Here is an 18,043-nt window from a genome sequence, read left to right as displayed (position 1 = left end):
GATGGCGGCGACCACGGAGGAACAGGTCGAACGGGTCCGCGAGCTGGTGGCCGCGATCCCGCCCGGCCGCGTCGCCACCTACGGCGACATCGCCGCCGCCGCGGGCCTGTCCTCCCCGCGCACCGTCGGCTGGATCATGCGCACCGACTCCGCCGACCTCCCCTGGCACCGCGTCATCGGCGCCTCCGGCCGCCCCGCCGCCCACCTCGCCACCCGCCAGCTCCGCCTGCTCACCGAGGAAGGCGTCCCGATCACCGACGGCCGCGTCGACCTCCGCACCGCCCGCCTCTGAGGCCACACGCCACCATCCACCGCACCCGACATCGACGAGCGCATCAGCTGGACAGCTGATCACCAGGCTCTGGTGGCGTTCGCTTCTCGGCCGATACTCACCTGAGTGCCTGGTGATCAACCGTCCAACGCGATCAGCGGCGATCGGGTATCCGCGTCGCACACGGCTAGCATGACTTTCGTGCCGACCACCCGACGCCGAATCAGCCGATGAGCACCGCCGATGCGATCGTGCTCGCGGGTGGTCGAGCGAGTCGGATGGGTGGGGTGGACAAGCCCGCGATCATGGTCGGGGGGCGGTCGATGCTCGACGCGGCGTTGGGCGCGGTGCGTGAGTGCGGGCGGGTCGTCGTGGTCGGGCCGCACCGGCCGGAGTTGGACGCCCGGATCGAACAGGTTCGCGAGGTGCCGCCGGGGTCGGGGCCGGTCGCCGCGATCGGGAGCGGTCTGAGCGCGCTCGGTGCGAACGCGGCGCCGTGGATCGTGGTGCTCGCCGCCGATCTGCCGTTTCTCACCGAGGACACCGTGCGCGAATTGTCCAGGCAGGCCGCCGAATCCACGGCAGATGCCGTCTTCGCGATCGACGCCTCGGGACGTCCGCAATATCTGGTCGGTATCTGGCGCCGCATCGCACTCGAAACCGCACTGGCCCAGTTGGATTCGCTGGTGAACCAGCCGATGAAGGCGATCATGCCCACCGAGTCCGCCGTGGTCGAGCTGCCGGGTACCGACGACTGCGATACCGAGGACCAGGTTCGCTCGGCCCGGGCCACCATCGCCGTCGACCGCACCTCGCCACGCCTGAACCTCACCGAGGCAAGGGAACTCATCGGTTCGGGCCTCACGCCACTGGTCGCCTACGACGCCGATCTCGGCGAGGTCCCCGGCGCCGCCCTGGCCGCGCCGATCCACGCCGCGGGCGCGCTGCCCCGCTTCGACGTCTCGGCCATGGACGGCTACGCCGTCTGCGGTGACGGCCCGTGGCGGCTCCGGCGCGATATCGGATTCGCGGGCGGCGCGCGCCCGGCCGGCCTGCTGCCCGGCGAGGCGGTGCGGATCGCCACCGGCGCGCACGTGCCCGACGGCACCACCTCGGTCCTGCGCGACGAGTTCGCCGCCATCACCGGCGACACCCTCGCCCGCCGCCCCGACGCCCCGGTCCGCGGCGATGTCCGCCGCAGCGGTGAGGACCGCGAGGTCGGCGACCTCATCGCCCCCGCGGGCACCCCGGTGACCGTGGCCCTGCGCTCGGCCGCGGCCTCCGTGGAGGTCACCGCGGGTCTGGTCCGCGGCCCGGTCCGGGCCCGCATCGTGATGACCGGCGACGAAATCCGCAGCACCGGTCCGTTGCAGACCGGTCAGACCCGCGACTCGATCGGCCCCGTCCTGCCCGCCCTGCTCACCGGTCTCGGCGTGCGGGTCATCGACAGTGTCCACCTGCGCGACACCACCAACGGCTTCGACGACATGCTCACCACCACTGATGGTTTCGACCTGCTGATCGTCGTCGGCGCCACCGGCGGCGGCGCGGCAGACCAGCTGCGCACCGCCATCGCCCGCACCGAAGCCCACATCCTGGTCCCCGGACTCGCACTGCGCCCCGGCGGTTCGACCATCGTGGCCGAACTCCCGACCGGCGCAACAATTCTCGGCCTGCCCGGCAACCCTTTCGCCGCGATCGCCGTCCTGCTCACCCTCACCCCCACGATCGTGGCCGCACGCACAGCCGCGCCCCCACCACGCCGAATCCTCGGCCCGCTGCACAACGCGAGCGAGATCGCGGCCCCGCTCCAGCGCATCACCCCGGCCCGCTACGCCCCCGAGGGCGGCTGGCTCGGCGACCCCTCGGTCCGCACCGCCCACCTCGCCGGCCTGATCGACCGCGACGGCATCGTCATCGTCCCGCCGGACGCCACCGACGGCACCCTCGTCGAATTCCTGCCCATCCCGCGCTGACCAGCGCTAAACTAAGATGACATCTTAGTAAGATTCCATCTCAGTTAGGTGCAGCATGCAGTTCACCGGCCGAGCGACAGACCTCGATCACCTCACCCGCCAGCTCCACTCGGTCGCCGACGGCGCCGCAGGCACGCCTGGTCGCGCCGTGGTCGTCACCGGCCGACGCCGAGTCGGCAAGTCACGTCTCGTCCAGGAGTTCTGTGATCGCTCCGGCACGCCCTACACCGTCTTCCAGGCGACCCGCGGGCGATCCCCCGTAGCCGAGCGTGCCGAGTTCGTCGAGGCAGCGCGACGACTCGGCTCTCCCGGCGCCGAATTGATCCACGGGCTCTCAGCGGCGGACTGGAACCAGGCATTGCGAGCTCTGGCAGTCGCCACGCCCGACGATCGCCCCTCGATCGCCGTGCTCGACGAGGTGCCCTGGCTCGTCGAGCAGGACCCCGAGTTCGAGGGTGCGTTGCAGACAGTCTGGGATCGCAACCTCTCGCACAAACCGCTGCTGCTGATCCTCATCGGCAGTGACATCTCGGTGATGGAGGCGCTGGGTGCCCGCGACCGCCCGTTCTTCGGCCGTGCCACCAAGATGACCGTCGACCCGCTCGACGTCGCGGATGTGCAGACGATGACCGGCCTCGACGCGGCTGCCGCCATCGACGCCCGCCTCATCACCGGCGGCTTCCCTCAGATCCTGGCCTCGTGGCGCCACGGCATGAACCGTCTCGACTTCTTGCGCGAAGCCACCGCCGATCCCCTGTCCCCACTGTTGATCGCCGGCGAGCTGTCGATGCTCGGCGAATTCCCCGAGGGCACCCGCTCGCGAGCGGTACTGCGGGCCATCGGCAGCGGCGAACGCACCTTCAGCACCATCGCCGCCCAAGCCGGCTCGAAGGGCGAGCTTCCCGCAGGCACGCTCAACCCGCTGCTGAAGACCCTGCAGGACAAGCGAATTGTCGCCGCAGACCTCCCGCTGTCGACCACCGCCGACACCAAGAACAAGCGGTACCGGATCACCGACTCCTACCTGCGTTTCTGGCTGGCCTTCCTGGAACGTGGCATCCCGCTCGTCGAGCGCGGCCGCGGCGACCTCGCCCTGACCCGCATCGAACGGTCTTGGACCTCATGGCGCGGCCGCGCGGTCGAACCGTTGATCCGCGCCGCCCTGCTCCGCCTGCTCCCCGATCAGAACTGGCCCGATACCGAAGAAGTCGGCGGCTGGTGGAACCGCAACAACAATCCCGAGGTCGACCTCATCGGCACCGACCGGGCACCCGTCGCGAAAGCCATCCACTTCATCGGCTCGATCAAATGGCTCGAGAACCACCCCTTCGACCGCCACGACTACGACGCCCTGGCGCGCTCCGTCCTCGCCATCCCTGGTACGGCCGCCGACACACCTCTGGTCGCAGTGTCCCGCTCAGGTGTCACCCCCGACGCACCGGTGCAGACCTGGTGGGGCCCCGACGAGCTGGTCGAGGCCTGGCGGAACTCATGAAGTTCGACCCGCTCCACCACTGACGAGTCAGCCCCTCATCCGTCGTGACAGATGTCATGGCGCACCGGTGAGTCTGTCACTCGAATACGTGTTTGCGCGCACTGTTTTCCGGAGTTCGAAGCGACGAACGTGGTAGTCGGCCCTCGCACGACATCCACTCGCGCAACCTCTTGGAGAACACCATGTCTCAGCCTGAAACCCGCCAGGTACTCGGCGATATCGACGAGACCGCCCGGCGCGCATCGACGGCCGATCCGACGCAGCAGCTGATCGACCAGCTCGGCGGTCGGACCGGCATGATCTACACGGCCATCCCGATCATCGTCTTCGTCACGGCGAACGCGCTGGTGGCACTGCCGGTGGCCATCGGGTCCGCTGTCGCCGTCGCCGTGGGGATCATGGGACTTCGGATCGCCTACGGCGAGTCCGTCGTCCAGGCGAGCGGCGGGCTGGCCGGTGTGCTCGTCGCCGGTGGAGTCGCCGCGTGGACCGGCTCGGCCGAAGGGTTCTTCCTGGTCGGCATCTGGGCCAGTCTGGTCGGTGCTGTCGTCATGTTCCTCTCGCTGCTGGCACGTCGCCCGCTGACCGGTGTCGTGTGGAACGCCTTGCACGGCAACAAGTTCGACTGGCGGCGGGACAGCCCCTCGCTGCGCGGACACGATGTCGCCACCCTCGCCCTCGCCACCCTGTTCACCGCCCGCTACGTCGTCCAGGACCGGCTCTACGACGCCGAGGCGGACGGTTGGCTGGCCACCGCCAAGATCGGGATGGGGACCCCGCTGCTGGCCCTGACGCTGGTGGTCGTCGTCTGGGCATTTCGTCGCACGACGAAGCGACTGACCGCATGAACAAGGAAGGAATTTCGATGAAAGAGCGAACACGCCGCAGGACAACGATTTCCGCGGGCGTGGCGGCGGTGGTTCTGCTGGTGACCGCCGGTTGCGCCCAGTCGGCAGGTCCGCAGAACCCGTCCACCGACACCGCGATGGACCGATTCCTGCAGCAGCAGATCGCCTTCGGGCCGTGCGACGCGGCAGCGCTGGGCGGAGTGGAGGGGGACGCCGCCGCACGCGCGGAGTGCGGCACAGTGACCGTGCCCTTGGACTACGACGCTCCGGAGGGCGATGTCGCCGAGATCGCGGTGCTCAGAGTGCCCGCGCGGGGGCCCGACCGGATCGGGTCGATCCTCACCAATCCCGGCGGACCAGGGGCGAGCGGAACGGCGATGGCCCCGCTGCTCGCGCAGGCCTGGACGTCGACTCCGATCACCGAGCGGTTCGATCTGATCGGTTTCGACCCGCGCGGTGTGGGGGCAACCACGCCGGCGATCGACTGCGCCACCGATGCCGAACGCGATGACGACACACCGTTGTTCACGCCGATGTCGGGTCGCGAGGAATGGACCGAGGAGCGCGCACAGGACTTCGTCGCGGAGTGCGCGCGGCGATCGGGCGGCGAGAATGCGTTGGCACACGTCGGAACCCGTGACGTCGCCCGCGATATGGACATCATGCGACAGGTACTCGGCGACGAGAAACTGAATTTCGCCGGAGCCAGCTACGGAACGCGATTGGGCGCGGTGTACGCGCAGATGTTCCCCCAGAATGTGCGGGCGCTGGTCCTGGACGGCGCACTCGACCCGACCCACGACAAACAAGAATGGCGCGTCTCCCAATTCACCGGTATGCAAGCCGCTTTCGACGACATGGCCGAATTGTGTATTCAGCAGGGCGATTGCCCGCTCGGCACCGATCCGGACAAAGCCTTGGATGTTTACCTCGACCTCGTTCGCGGACTGGACACCCACCCGGCACCCACCGACAGTGGGCGGGAACTGAACACCGTCAAAGCCATGGACGCCGTCTTCTCGGGGCTGTACTCGTCGGCATTGTGGCCGGTCGTCATCAAGGGCCTGCAACAGCTCCGCGACGGGTCGGGCACCGTTCTCCTGCTGCTGCGTGACGCCTACCAGGGTCGCGCCGCCGACGGCGTCTACAGCAATCTCGCCGAAGCGAATGTCGCGATCAACTGCATCGACGACAACCGTCACTCCAGGGAGCAGGAGACCGCCTACAAACGCGCGGTCCTCGACGCGGCACCGTTCATGGACCCGGGCCACGTCGTCGACACCACCGATGTCTGCGCGGCGTGGCCGGGAGCCGATCCCGTCCGATTCGACGCGGGCGCGGTGAGCGCGGAGCTGCCCACCGTCATGGTGGTCTCCACGACGGCCGATCCCGCCACTCCGCACCGCGACGGCCTCGGTCTCGCCGACACGCTGGGCGCGAGCTTGTTGACGGTCGAGGGTGCCCAGCACGGCGCGATCATCGTGCAGAACCCGTGCATCGAGCAAAAGCTCGCCGACTACCTGATCGACCTCACCCCACCGGCCGACGGGAGTGCGTGCGCATTGTGAATTCCTTTGCTCGAATGCGGACACGCCGATAATCGGCCGGTCGGAGGACAATTTTCGCCCGGCCTCTTCCGGAGCGGATCTTCGCTGGTTATCGTTGGCGCGTTAGGCGAATCACTATCCCTCGGAAAGGACCGTGTGGAGATGGCTGACAAGTCGAAGAAGACGCCTAAGAAAATGCCCAAGCAAATGCCGCGCCAGCAGCAGCAACAGCGGCAGGAGCAGGGCGAGGAATCGCGGGGAATGCCGCGAGCAGGCCAGGACGATCGGCGCGAACCACGCCGCCCCGGCCATCACTGATCCACGTGTGTCGACGAGCCGCCGGTGCCCCTACCGGCGGCTCGTCCACGTTATGCCCCGACTGTCTGGCGCGCGTTCACCGCGGATTCGGCCCGCCCCCGGCGAGCCGTCGTCGGATCGGGAGCGGGTACCGCGTCGAGCAGGCGGCGGGTGTACTCCTGAGCCGGTGCGGCGAATACCGCGCGTACCTCGCCGGTTTCGACGATCCGGCCCTGCCGCAGCACCACCACCCGGTCGGCGACCTGGTGCACCACGGCCAGATCGTGACTGATGAACAGGCTCGCGAACCCGTATTCGGCCCGCAGATCGGCGAACAGATCCAGCACCTGCGCCTGCACCGACACATCGAGCGCGCTGGTCGGCTCGTCGGCCACCAGTAGCCGCGGCGCCAAGGCCAGCGCCCTGGCCAAGGCCACTCGCTGACGCTGCCCACCGGAGAGCTCCCCCGGCCTGCGCTGCGCGTAATCGCGTGGCAGCCGCACGGATTCGAGCAGTTCACCGACCTTGGCCCGCAACAGCGCACCCGAGGCCGCCCGGTGCACTTCGAGTGGCTCGCCGATCGCGTCGGCGACACTGCGCCGCGGATCCAGTGACGCGCTCACATCCTGATGCACCAGCGCGACATTCTTGCGCAGTCCGCGCAGTTCCCGTCGCGACAGCCCCGCCAGCGAAACACCCTGCAATTCCACGGTTCCCGAGGTCGGTGGAATCAGCCCCAACGCGGTGCGACCCAACGTGCTCTTGCCCGAACCGGATTCACCGACCAGACCGAGTACTTCGCGCGGACCGAGGGTGAGCGAGATGTCCGCCAGCGCGGAGAACGGCGCGGCACCGTGCCGGCCGGGATACACCACCGACAGATCGTCGATGCGCAACACGTCGTCGTACTCGGATTCAGCTGTTCCGCCGCCCTTCTCGGCCACCACAGCGGGTCCACGCACCACCACTCGCCGCAGGATCGCGCGGGCCGACCGGTCAGTGGATTCCGTTGTGGACGGCTTCTCCTCCTCGGATTCGCCGGGCTCTTCCACGGCGCCGCCGGTCTGTTCCGCGTCGACCGACGTCTCGGAGTTCTGTGTATCCCCGGCGTCACCAGCGGCGGCTACCGTCTCCGTCGGCTCGACCCCGCGCGCCGAGGTCGCAGGCAGCCGTGGCACCGCGGCCAGCAAGGTCCGCGTGTACTCGGCCCCCGGCGCGCCGAACAGCCCGAACACCGCCTGCTCCTCGACCACCTGCCCCGCGCGCAGCACCACGACCCGGTCGGCGATCTCGGCGACGACACCCAGGTTGTGGGTGATGAACAGGATGGCGGTGCCGCGGCCGCGCTGCAGGGTGCGCAGCAGGTCGAGGATCTCGGCCTGCACGGTGACGTCGAGCGCGGTGGTCGGCTCGTCGGCGATGAGCAGGTCGGGTTCGCCGGACAGGGCGAGGGCGATCACCACGCGCTGCTTCTGGCCGCCGGAGAGCTGGTGGGGGTACCAGTCCAGCCGCTTCTCCGGTTCCGGGATGTCGACGGCGGTCAGCAGTTCGATCGACCGGGCGCGAATGGCGGCCTTGTCGGTGGTGCCGTGTGCGCGCAACGCCTGGGCGAGCTGGGTGCCGATCTTCTGCACCGGGTTCAGCGCGGTCTGCGGCTCCTGGAACACCATGGCGGCCTTGGTGCCACGCAGCTCGCGCAGGCCGGATTCGGTCGCGCCGATCACCTCGGTGCCCGCGAGCCGGATGGACCCGCTCGCCGTGGCGGTGCCCGGCAGCAGCCCGAGCACCGAACGCGCGGTGAGCGACTTGCCGGACCCGGATTCACCGACCAGCGCGACCACTTCGCCACGGCGCACCCGCAGGCTCACCTGGTCCACCACGGTGGTGTCGCCGAACCTGACGATCAGGTCCGCGATGTCGAGCACTACCTCGTCGTGGTCGCTCATCCCAGCCTCCTAGCCCGGCCCAGCGCCTGGGCGATCAACAGGAATCCGAGGGTGAGCGCGGCGACCACGGTCAGCGGACCGATCGCCATCCACGGATTGGCATCGAGATTGTCGATGGAATCGGCGATCAGCGAGCCCAGCGAGGGATCCGGCGGGCGCACTCCGATGCCGATGAAACTCATCGCGCCCTCGATGAACACCGCCACCGACAGCGACAGCGCGAACTGCACGCCGAGCGGTTCGATCGCGTTGGGCAGCACATGCTTTCGCAGAGTCCACCAGGTGCCGGCGCCGATCACCTCCGCGGCCTCGACGAAGGGCTGTTCGCGCACCGCCAGTACCGCGGTGCGGATCTGCCTGCCGAAGATCGGGATCTCGGCGGCCACGATGACGATGACGACCGCGTGCGCGCCGGGTCCGGTGATCGCGGCCAGCGCGATCGCGAAGATCAGCGTGGGGAACGCCAGGATCAGGTCGAACACCCGCTGCGCGGTGACATCGGCGATCGGGTTCACCGTCGCGGCGAGGCCGACCAGCGCACCGATCAGCGCGCCGATCGGCACCGCGATCAGCACGATCAGCAGGTTGACGCGAATGCCCGCGAGTACCCGGGCGGCCACATCGCGGTTGAGCTGGTCGGTGCCGAGCCAGTGCTCGGCACTCGGACCGAGCAGATTGGCGCCGGAGATCTGCGCCAGCGGATCGTAGGAGCTGAGTGCCCCCGCGAACACACCGGCGAGCGCGACCACCGCGATCAGCAGCACCCCCGCCAGGCCCTGCCCCCTGCGCAGGGCCGTGAGCACGCCCGCACGACGCGACGACACCTCTTCGGGGACAGTCGTTTTCTCGAGCACGAGACTCTCGGTCATGACCGACCCCCGATCCTGATTCGCGGATCCAGCCAGGCATGCGCGATATCGGTGAGCAACTGGATCACCACGAACACCGCCACCGACAGCAGCAACAGCACCTGCACCAGCGGATAGTCGCGGCGGCTGATGCCCTGTTCGATGAGCTGACCGATACCCGGCCAGACGAAGGCCGCCTCGACCAGCACCGCCCCACCGAGCAGCTGCCCGGTCTGGATGCCGAGCACGGTGAGCATGATCGGTAGCGCGCTGCGCAGCGCGCCGCGGGTGATGATCTCGCGATGGCCGATGCCGAGCGAACGTGCCGTGAGCACATAGGGTTTGGCCAGTTCGGTGCGCAGCGACTCGGTGAGGAACCGGGTCAGGGCCGCGGCCACCGGCAGCGCGAGGCAGATCGCGGGCAGCAGCAGGTACTGCACCGCGATGTCGGGCCGGGCGATGAAGCCGTCCGGCGGCGCGCCACCCGCGGGCAGCACCGGGATCGCGATCGCGAACACCAGCACCAGCAGCGGTCCGACGACGAAGGTCGGCAGCGCCACCGCGATCGTATTGGCCGCGGCGACAACGGTATCGAGCCACCGGCTCGGCCACAGCACCGACGCGACCGACACCGTGAGGCTCGCCAGCAGCGCCAGCACCAGCGCGGTCACCGTGAGGACCAACGTGTTGGTCAGGCCGCGGCCGACCAGATCGGTGATCTCGCCGCCGATGATGTAGGAGCGGCCCAGATCCAGGGTGAACAGATCGGCCAGCCAGCTCAGGTACTGCACCGGAATCGAGCGGTCAAGCCCCAGCTGGTGGCGGATCGCCTCGATCGACTCCGGGGTCGCGTCGTTGCCCGCGAGGATGGTGGCCGGATCACCGGGCACCAGCCGCAGCAGCAGGAAGATCAGCACCGACGCCCCGAACAGCACGAGCAGTGCCGACGGGAGCCGATGTAACAGGTAGCGGGTCATGACAGGAAGGTGTCGGTGAGCAAGGGCTCACGGCGCTTGGTCCAGCCGAGGTCGTGCACCTTGTTCGAGGCGGCGTACTGCTGGTAGCGCACGCCGATCTCGATCAGGAACAGCCCCTCGAGCAGCTGATCCGACAGCGCCTTGTACGCCTGCACCGCCTCGGGGCCGGTGCTGTCCGACCGCTGCCACGCGGCGTCGGCGGCGGCCACGTAGGCGGGCGACTCGTAGTGCGAGGCATTGCGGCGCGCGTTGAACGGGTACGCGCTCACGGTCAGCGTCGAGGGCACGAACTGCGCCCACGAGTGGTCGGTGACCCACAGGCCGCGGAACTGGGCGCCGGTGAGCAGCTTGACGAAGGTGGCGCCGTCGACCGGATCGAGTTCGACCTCGACGCCGATGTCGGCGAGGTTGGACTGCACGATCTGCGCGGTCTCCTGGTAGCCGGGCGCGAAGGTCAGCGGGAGCTTCGGCGGTGTGCCCGCCTCGGTCAGCAGCTGCTTGGCCTTGTCGATGTCGCGGCTGTAGCGGGAGTTGCGCGACTCGTCGTAGGCGGGCGAGTTCTTCGGCCACGGCACATTGAGCGGGTAGCCGGCGCCGCGGTAGACCTCGGCGACGATCCGATCGCGGTCGAGCGCGTAGGCGATGGCCTGGCGCACCCGGACATCGGCCAGCTCCGGCACGGTGACATTGACGCCGACATAGGACTGCAGCTCGGCGCCCTCGAGGTCGAGCACCTGGTAGCCACCGCCCTTGGCGAGGTTCTCGGCGTCGCGGTAGCCGAGTTCGCGGGCGGCGGCGATCTGCCCGGACTTCAGCGCGTTGAGCAGGGCCTGCGGGTCGGGGATGATGGCGATCTCGACCCGGTCGAGGTAGGGCCGCTCGGGCACCCAGTACTCGGGGTTCTTCTCGAACACCAGCTGGGAGTTCGGGATGCGCTGGACGAACTTGAACGGGCCGGTGCCGATGTAGGTCTCGCCGGTGCCGAGCTGTTCGATGGATTCGCTGTCGAGGATGGGCACGGTGTCGAGCAGGTCGTAGACATTGCTCAGCGGGTGCGCGAACTGCAGCACGATCCGGGTGGGCGAGACGATGTCGAAGCCGGTGACGGCGGTGGCGGTGCTGCGCAGCTGGGCCGACCACTTGGCGTCGGCGTAGGTGCGGATCGAGAATTCGACGTCCTTGGCGGTGAACGGGCGGCCGGAGTGGAACTTCACGTCGTCGCGCAGGTCCAGGCTCAGCGAGCGGCCGTCGGCGGCCAGTTCCCACGACTTCGCCAGCAGCGGTTGCGGTTCCAGCTCGTCGTTGGGGTAGCGGATCAGCGACTCGTAGACCAGGCCGACGATGACCGGGGTCGCGCCGGTGTTGGTCAGCAGGTTCGCCGGGACCAGGTCGTCGCGGATGCCGAACTTCAAGGTGCCGCCGGCAACCGGGGTCGCGTCGCCGCCGCCCGCCTTCTGCTCCGACACCGCCGAGGTGCAGGCGGCCAGCGCCGCGCCGCCGAAGATGGCCGCCGCGACGATGCCGCTGGTGCGCAGGAAGTTACGGCGGTCGAAACCGCCAGGGGTAGAACTCATCGTGAAGATCCTCGAAGACACGTCGACCCGCGCCGCGGGCCGATCGGTGCGCAGGCATAGCGGCACCAGGGGAAAGGGGACAACTTCGGCTCGGCTCGGCCGCGCACGTCAGCAGACGTACGTCAGCCACACAGGACGCGACACGAACAGCAGCTGGACGACTGATTCGTGGGCACGGCAGTGACGCTAACAAGTTGCGCCGAGCCGGTCACCGATTCCACGCACCATGCACATAACCCTGGTGACCTGCGTAGATGTCCTCTTTACTGCCAGAATGCCTGTTCCACCCCACGCACGCGGTTATGAATCCTTCGGCGGCTCGATCGGCCGCACCACGGCGGATTCCACGCCGGAATGGACCTATCCCCCGACCGCGCCCGCGGGTGCGCCCAACATCGTCGTCGTGCTCGTCGACGACATGGGCTACAGCGATATCGGTCCGTTCGGTTCCGAGATCGAGACCCCCACGCTGGACCGGCTCGCGGCCGAGGGTGTGCGGCTGTCGAACTACCACACCACCCCGCTGTGCTCGCCCTCGCGCGCGGCGCTGCTGACCGGGATCAATTCCCACCGTGCGGGTTTCGGCTTCGTCGCCAATGCCGATCCCGGCTACCCCGGTTTGCGGCTGGAACTGGCCGACGATGTGCTCACGTTGCCGGAGATCCTGCGCGAGAACGGCTATGCGACCTATGCCGTCGGCAAGTGGCACCTCGTGCGGGATGCCACGATGAATCCGTCGGCGCACCGGGACTCGTGGCCCACCCAGCGCGGATTCGACCGCTACTACGGGTCTTTGGAGGGTTTGAACTCCTTCTACTATCCGAATCAGCTGGTGTCGGACAGTTCGGTGGTCGATGTGGAGGAGTATCCGGAGGGCTACTACCTGACCGACGATCTCACCGACAAGGCGCTGTCCTACATCAAGGACCTGCGCGCCCACGACGCCGAGAAGCCGTTCTTCCTCTACTTCGCGCACGTGGCCATGCACGGTCCGCTGCAGGCCAAGGCCGAGGACCAGGCGAAATACCGTGGCCGCTACGCCGAGGGCTGGGACGAGCTGCGCAGGCGCCGCTTCGCCGAGCAGCTCGCACAGGGGCTGTTCCCGCCGGGGACCGAGCAGAAGCCGCGCAATACCGAGCCGGGTTACGAAGCGGCGGAATGGGATTCGCTGTCGGCCGATGAGCAGCGCCGCTATGCCAAGTACATGGAGGTGTACGCGGGCATGGTCGACAGCATCGACCAGAGCCTGGGGCGCATCGTCGACCTGCTCGAGGACCTCGGCGAGCTCGACAACACCATCATCGTGTTCACCTCCGACAACGGCGGCACCGCCGAGGGCGGACCGGAGGGCACCCGCTCCTACTTCGCCGAGTTCGCCCACATCGACGACCCCGACTGGATCGGCGACGTCCCGCACGACGAGGACCTGATCGGCACTGCGAAGCTGGGCGTGCACTATCCGCGCGGCTGGGGCCAGGCCTCCAACACCCCGTTCCGGTTCTACAAGGGCCAGACCTTCGCCGGTGGGGTGCGGGTGCCGCTGGTGGTGTCGTGGCCGAAGGGGTTGCCGCGCACCGAGTCCGATTCGGGTATCCGGCACGAGTACGCCTACGTCACCGATCTCGCGCCCACGCTGCTCGAACTGGCCGGGCTCGAGCGCCCGTCGGTCCGTAACGGGTTGCCCGCCAAAGAGTTCGACGGCATCTCGGCCGCCGAACTGCTGCGTCATCCGGGCGCCCCGACCCGGCACACCGAGCAGTACTCGGAGATGACCGGCCATCGCGGCTTCTACCGCGACGGCTGGAAGCTGCTCTCCCTGTACGAAGCCGGGACCGATCTGGACGCGCCGAGCTGGCAATTGTTCGACGTGCGCGCCGATCCCACCGAGCTGCACGACCTGTCGGCGCAGTACCCGGACAAGGCGGCCGAACTCGCCGCCGCCTGGGACGAATCCGCCTGGAACAACACGGTTTTCCCGCTGCTGACCCGCGCCGACCTGTTCCGCCGCCGCCCGGAGGAGGCCCGTTTCACCGCCCCGGTCCGGCTGCTGCCCGGTACGCCGACCCTGGAGCGCTACCGGTCCCAGCGCCTCATCGCCTTCCGCGATTTCACCATCACCGCCGACCTGACCGGCGCGAAGCGCACCGCGACCAGGTCCAGTGTGCTGACCGGCGCCGAGTTCGACGCCAGGAGCGAGAGCGGGGCCGGCGTCGATGCCGACTCCGGGACGAGGGACGTGTCCGGCACCGGAGCAGCGGCCGAGGGCGACGGCTACCGGTTCGGCGACGAGGGCGTTCTCGTCGCACACGGTGACCCGCTCGGCGGTTACCTGCTCTACGTGGAGGACGGCGAGGTGGTGCTCGGCGTCAACAGCTACGGCCGCTACGCCTCGGCACAGGCGCCGCTGCCGACCGGGACACGCGAGGTCACCGTGCGCGCGACGGTCCGACCGCACCTGCGCTGGGACTTCGTCGTCGAAGCCGACGGCGTACCGGTCGCCGACCTCACCGAGCAGGTACAGCTGGTCGGCATGGCGCCATGGACCGGCATCTCGGTGGGCGTCGACGCACGGGGTCCGGTCTCCTGGGAGCTGCGCGAACGACGCGGACCGTTCCGCTACACGGGGTCACTGCGGGCGGTGACCTACACCCCCGGACCGATCCAGGTACCGCAGCGCACGATCGACGAGGTCGAGCGAGAGGCGGAATATGTGGCGGAATAGCGCCGCTCCGCGTGAGCACGCACCCACGTTCCGGGGCGAACCTGGTAGTGCCCTGGACCACCGATACGGTCGAGCGCGAGACGACGTACGTCGCGGAGTCGGGCAACGCCGGGCGGACACTCGACTGCGCACCCGGGGCGTTCTGGTGCGGCATCGGATCACCAACCCGACCGAGTGGGGCGTGGGGCCGCTATTGGCCATACTCTCGTCGCCGACTCGGTCGGTGTCGCGGTCGGTCGGTGAGCGCACGGTCGCGACGGGCCCATCCCGCGCCACCCAACCAGGTCCGATACCGTTTTACCGGCCGAAACCCCCGCAGTGAGGACACCCGCATGGACGACAGCTCCCTGATCTGGGATGACGGTGCGCTCGTCACCATCGACCAGCGTGGGCTGCCGCACGAGGTGCGGGAGCTGCGGCTGCGCACCGTCGACCAGATCATCGACGCGATCGTCACCCTGGCCATCCGGGGCGCGCCGGCGATCGGGATCGCGGGGGCGTTCGGCGTGGTCATCGCCACCAGGGCGCACACCGTCGACGGAGTGGTCGATGAAGCGGCGGTGGGTGCCGAGGCCGACCGGATCGCGGCGGCCAGGCCGACGGCCGTCAACCTCGCCTGGGCGGTCGAGCGGGTGCGCGGGCGCATCGCCGACGGTGCCGACGCGGTGCTGGCCGAGACCCTGGACATGCTCGCCGAGGACGGGCGGGTCAACCGGGCCGCCGCCACCCACGCCGCCGACCTGGTGCAGCGCCTGTGTGGCGACCGCCCACTGCGCCTGCTCACGCACTGCAACACCGGCCGCCTGGCCACCAGCGCGTTCGGCACCGCGATCGGCACGCTGCGGGTCCTGCACGAGCGTGGCGTGGTCACCGACGTGATCGTCGACGAGACCCGACCGCTCCTCCAAGGCGCCCGGCTGACCGCGTGGGAACTCGCCGAGGCGGGCATCCCGCACCGGCTGACCATCGATTCCGCCGCCGCCTGGGCCATGGCCACCGGCCAGGTCGACGCCGTCCTGGTCGGCGCCGACCGGATCACCGCCAACGGCGATGTCGCCAACAAGATCGGCACCTTCACCCTGGCCTTGGCCGCCCGCCACCACGGCATCCCGTTCATCGTGGTCGCCCCGGAATCGACCCGCGACACGGCCATGGCCACCGGCGCCCAGATCGTGGTGGAGCAGCGCGCCGCCGCCGAGGTCACCGGCTTCGGCACCGTCTCGACCGCACCCGCGGACACCGCCGTGTTCAACCCCGCCTTCGACGTCACCCCCACCGACCTGGTCACGGCAGTGGTCACCGAAAACGGTGTGGCCTACCGGAATTCGGATCAGTTCGACGGGCACGGCCGAGCAGTGCCAGCGTCTGTCACCAACAGCACACGTTCCGACGCGACAGTTCTCACCACGGCAGCGGGCGAGCGCTCCACCACGGCAGATCTGACCACGACAACCGGCGGTCGGCACGCCACCGCGGACCCGACCGCGCCGACCAGCGCGCACCCCGTCACCACAGACCCGACCGCGCCGACCAGCGCGCACCCCGTCACCGCCGACCCGACCACGGTGACCAGCGCGCACTCCGTCACCGCCGACTCGGCCACTCCGGCCGACCACGGGCGGGCGGTGCGGCAGGCCGAGCAGGGGCGGGCGATCGCCGCGGTGGCGCGGCAGCTCTACGAGCGCGGCTGGATGCCGGGGACCGCGGGCAACATCTCGGTGCGGATCGGCGACGACGTGCTGATCACCGCCAGTGGCCTGTCAAAAGGTGAACTGAACGAGGGCGATACGGTGCTCGTCACCGTGGCCGACACCGCCGCCCACCCCGGCCAGAACCGTAAACCATCCGCGGAGACCAGCATTCACACCGCCGTCTACCGCACCACCGGCGCGGGCGCGGTCGTGCACGTGCACTCCCCGTTCGCGACGGCCCTCGCCACCACGGCAGCCCAGCCCGGCAACAGCGTCACCCCACTGCGGATCACCGGCTACGAACTGCTCAAGGGTTTCGGTCTGGCCGACCCCTCCTCGGCCCAGGTCCCGATCTTCCCGAACTGGCCCGATGTCCCGCGCATCGGCGCCGACATCGAGACCTACCTGCGCGAGAACCCCACCGCCCCACCGATTCTGCTCATCACCGGACACGGCATCACCACCTGGGGTGACACTCTTCCCCAGGCGCGTGACCGCGCCGAATGCCTGGAAGCCCTGTGCGAGTTGATCGCCCGCACCGGGCGCACCGATGCCACGCCTCTCGAGATCGGACTGACATGACCCTGCTGCAAGTGATGGCCGTCGACAACGCCGCGGTCCGCGTACGGACCACCGACCCCGCCGAGATCGCCGCCGAACTGGCGAAGCACGGCATCGAGTTCTCCCGCTGGGATGTCCTCGCCGACGCCGCCGCCACGGATTCGGAGACGCTGCTCGCCCACTACGGCCCGCGGATCGCCGAGCTCAACGCCTCGGGCCGCTACGAGCACATCGACGTCGCCCGCATCCATCCCGACGACGACAACCCGGACTGGCCCGCCACCGCCGCGGGCGCGCGCGCCAAATTCCTCGACGAGCACCGCCACGCCGAGGACGAAGTGCGCTTCTTCGCCGCCGGCCGCGGCTGCTTCTACCTGCACCTCGACGATGCCGTCCTGGCCACGGTCTGCGAGGCGGGCGATCTGCTCTCGGTGCCCGCGGGCACCCTGCACTGGTTCGACATGGGCACCCGCCCCGATTTCATCGCCATCCGCTTCTTCGAGGAGGCCGACGGCTGGGTCGGCGACTTCACCGGCGACAAGATCAGCGCGGGTTTCCCCACCCTGGACGAACTGCTCACCGCCTCGTGACCCGCGCGATCGTCCTCGACATCGAGGGCACCACCAGTCCCACCGACGCGGTCCGCACCGATCTCTACGGCTATACCTCGGCCCGACTGCCCGCCTGGCTGGCCGAGAACGCCGACGGCGCAGCTGATTCCGTCATCGCGGCCACCCGCGAACTCGCCGGGGAACCCGACGCCGACACCGACCGGATCGCCGAAATCCTGCGCGGCTGGCTGGAATCGGACGTGAAGGCCGAGCCACTCAAGACGGCCCAGGGCGCGATCTGCGCCCAGGGTTTCCGCACCGGCGCCCTGCACGGGCGCTTCTTCGCCGATGTGGCGCCGGCACTGGCGAAGTGGCACGACGCCGGATTCCAGCTCCACGTCTATTCCTCGGGATCCGAACGCAACCAACGCGATTGGTTCACCTTCGCCGATTCCGGCGATCTCTCCGGACTGATCACCGACCACTTCGACCTGGTCACCGCGGGCCCCAAGCGCGAGCCCACCTCCTACCAGCACATCGCCGAACGCATCGACATCCCCGGCCCGGAGATCCTGTTCCTGTCCGACCACCCGGACGAGCTCGATGCCGCCACGACAGCGGGCTGGCAGGTCGTCGGCATCCATCGCGACGGTGAGCCGAATTCCCCACGAGCACCCCACGTCTGGGTCGGCTCGTTCGACGAGATCACCGTGCGCACACCAGCCTGAACCGACCGTCC

The 18,043-nt window shown here is 69.2% G+C and carries 14 protein-coding genes; 10 read left to right on the top strand and 4 right to left on the bottom strand.

Annotation, left to right across the window (positions count from 1 at the left end; all coding sequences use genetic code 11):
• Position 1: 1 nt before the first annotated feature.
• From ACFVVM_RS18930 to ACFVVM_RS18905, 6 genes are all read left to right on the top strand, one after another.
• Entirely contained in the window at positions 2–292 is a 291-nt protein-coding gene (locus tag ACFVVM_RS18930; RefSeq protein ID WP_387619677.1) for an MGMT family protein, read from the top strand.
• Between the two features lie 209 nt (positions 293–501).
• Complete coding sequence (locus tag ACFVVM_RS18925; RefSeq protein ID WP_387619674.1) at positions 502–2,247, top strand: NTP transferase domain-containing protein; 1,746 nt, start codon at positions 502–504, stop codon at positions 2,245–2,247.
• A gap of 55 nt (positions 2,248–2,302) precedes the next feature.
• Positions 2,303–3,742, top strand: a complete 1,440-nt coding sequence (locus tag ACFVVM_RS18920; protein ID WP_387619671.1) for an ATP-binding protein — start codon at positions 2,303–2,305, stop codon at positions 3,740–3,742.
• A 182-nt stretch (positions 3,743–3,924) separates the two neighbouring features.
• Entirely contained in the window at positions 3,925–4,590 is a 666-nt protein-coding gene (locus ACFVVM_RS18915; protein WP_387619669.1) for a DUF3159 domain-containing protein, read from the top strand.
• Positions 4,591–4,607: 17 nt separating this feature from the next.
• Positions 4,608–6,158: an alpha/beta hydrolase gene (locus tag ACFVVM_RS18910; RefSeq protein ID WP_387619666.1), complete on the top strand. Its 1,551-nt coding sequence runs from the start codon at positions 4,608–4,610 to the stop codon at positions 6,156–6,158.
• 141 nt (positions 6,159–6,299) lie between these two features.
• On the top strand, positions 6,300–6,455 hold the full coding sequence (locus tag ACFVVM_RS18905) for a hypothetical protein (RefSeq protein ID WP_387619663.1): 156 nt from the start codon (positions 6,300–6,302) through the stop codon (positions 6,453–6,455).
• A gap of 50 nt (positions 6,456–6,505) precedes the next feature.
• Here ACFVVM_RS18905 and ACFVVM_RS18900 read toward each other — a convergent pair whose 3' ends face one another.
• The 4 genes from ACFVVM_RS18900 to ACFVVM_RS18885 are packed head-to-tail and all read right to left on the bottom strand — an operon-like array spanning position 6,506 to position 11,779.
• The gene (locus tag ACFVVM_RS18900) at positions 6,506–8,380 is read right to left on the bottom strand and encodes a dipeptide ABC transporter ATP-binding protein (RefSeq protein WP_387619660.1); all 1,875 of its coding nucleotides are present in this window, start codon (positions 8,378–8,380) and stop codon (positions 6,506–6,508) included.
• Positions 8,377–9,249: an ABC transporter permease gene (locus ACFVVM_RS18895; protein WP_387619657.1), complete on the bottom strand. Its 873-nt coding sequence runs from the start codon at positions 9,247–9,249 to the stop codon at positions 8,377–8,379. The genes ACFVVM_RS18900 and ACFVVM_RS18895 overlap by 4 nt, the downstream gene beginning before the upstream one ends.
• Positions 9,246–10,205, bottom strand: a complete 960-nt coding sequence (locus ACFVVM_RS18890; RefSeq protein ID WP_387619654.1) for an ABC transporter permease — start codon at positions 10,203–10,205, stop codon at positions 9,246–9,248. Before ACFVVM_RS18890 ends, ACFVVM_RS18895 begins: the two co-directional genes overlap by 4 nt.
• Positions 10,202–11,779: an ABC transporter substrate-binding protein gene (locus ACFVVM_RS18885; protein ID WP_387619651.1), complete on the bottom strand. Its 1,578-nt coding sequence runs from the start codon at positions 11,777–11,779 to the stop codon at positions 10,202–10,204. Before ACFVVM_RS18885 ends, ACFVVM_RS18890 begins: the two co-directional genes overlap by 4 nt.
• A 274-nt stretch (positions 11,780–12,053) precedes the next feature.
• On the opposite strand from ACFVVM_RS18885, the gene ACFVVM_RS18880 reads away from it, so the two are divergent.
• The 4 genes from ACFVVM_RS18880 (at position 12,054) to mtnC (ending at position 18,032) form a co-directional block, all read left to right on the top strand.
• Positions 12,054–14,501 (top strand): arylsulfatase, encoded by a 2,448-nt coding sequence (locus ACFVVM_RS18880; RefSeq protein ID WP_387619648.1) that lies wholly within the window; start codon positions 12,054–12,056, stop codon positions 14,499–14,501.
• Between the two features lie 332 nt (positions 14,502–14,833).
• Complete coding sequence (gene mtnA, locus ACFVVM_RS18875) at positions 14,834–16,774, top strand: S-methyl-5-thioribose-1-phosphate isomerase (RefSeq protein WP_387619645.1); 1,941 nt, start codon at positions 14,834–14,836, stop codon at positions 16,772–16,774.
• Positions 16,771–17,343: an acireductone dioxygenase gene (locus ACFVVM_RS18870; protein WP_387619642.1), complete on the top strand. Its 573-nt coding sequence runs from the start codon at positions 16,771–16,773 to the stop codon at positions 17,341–17,343. Before mtnA ends, ACFVVM_RS18870 begins: the two co-directional genes overlap by 4 nt.
• The gene (gene mtnC, locus ACFVVM_RS18865; protein ID WP_387619639.1) at positions 17,340–18,032 is read left to right on the top strand and encodes an acireductone synthase; all 693 of its coding nucleotides are present in this window, start codon (positions 17,340–17,342) and stop codon (positions 18,030–18,032) included. Before ACFVVM_RS18870 ends, mtnC begins: the two co-directional genes overlap by 4 nt.
• The last annotated feature ends 11 nt before the right edge of the window (positions 18,033–18,043 follow it).

The organism is Nocardia sp. NPDC058176 (assembly GCF_042883805.1).
Classification (GTDB): Bacteria; Actinomycetota; Actinomycetes; order Mycobacteriales; family Mycobacteriaceae; genus Nocardia.
The sequence above is the reverse complement of the archived record's forward strand: the minus strand, read 5'-3'. Positions and strand labels throughout refer to the sequence as shown.

What these genes read in the sequence shown, in the direction of transcription:
- ACFVVM_RS18930 (WP_387619677.1), top strand. Translation starts at nt 2, where the DNA reads ATGGCGGCGACCACGGAGGAACAGGTCGAACGGGTCCGCGAGCTGGTG.
- ACFVVM_RS18925 (WP_387619674.1), top strand. Translation starts at nt 502, where the DNA reads ATGAGCACCGCCGATGCGATCGTGCTCGCGGGTGGTCGAGCGAGTCGG.
- ACFVVM_RS18920 (WP_387619671.1), top strand. Translation starts at nt 2,303, where the DNA reads ATGCAGTTCACCGGCCGAGCGACAGACCTCGATCACCTCACCCGCCAG.
- ACFVVM_RS18915 (WP_387619669.1), top strand. Translation starts at nt 3,925, where the DNA reads ATGTCTCAGCCTGAAACCCGCCAGGTACTCGGCGATATCGACGAGACC.
- ACFVVM_RS18910 (WP_387619666.1), top strand. Translation starts at nt 4,608, where the DNA reads ATGAAAGAGCGAACACGCCGCAGGACAACGATTTCCGCGGGCGTGGCG.
- ACFVVM_RS18905 (WP_387619663.1), top strand. Translation starts at nt 6,300, where the DNA reads ATGGCTGACAAGTCGAAGAAGACGCCTAAGAAAATGCCCAAGCAAATG.
- ACFVVM_RS18900 (WP_387619660.1), bottom strand. Translation starts at nt 8,380, where the DNA reads ATGAGCGACCACGACGAGGTAGTGCTCGACATCGCGGACCTGATCGTC.
- ACFVVM_RS18895 (WP_387619657.1), bottom strand. Translation starts at nt 9,249, where the DNA reads ATGACCGAGAGTCTCGTGCTCGAGAAAACGACTGTCCCCGAAGAGGTG.
- ACFVVM_RS18890 (WP_387619654.1), bottom strand. Translation starts at nt 10,205, where the DNA reads ATGACCCGCTACCTGTTACATCGGCTCCCGTCGGCACTGCTCGTGCTG.
- ACFVVM_RS18885 (WP_387619651.1), bottom strand. Translation starts at nt 11,779, where the DNA reads ATGAGTTCTACCCCTGGCGGTTTCGACCGCCGTAACTTCCTGCGCACC.
- ACFVVM_RS18880 (WP_387619648.1), top strand. Translation starts at nt 12,054, where the DNA reads ATGCCTGTTCCACCCCACGCACGCGGTTATGAATCCTTCGGCGGCTCG.
- mtnA (WP_387619645.1), top strand. Translation starts at nt 14,834, where the DNA reads ATGGACGACAGCTCCCTGATCTGGGATGACGGTGCGCTCGTCACCATC.
- ACFVVM_RS18870 (WP_387619642.1), top strand. Translation starts at nt 16,771, where the DNA reads ATGACCCTGCTGCAAGTGATGGCCGTCGACAACGCCGCGGTCCGCGTA.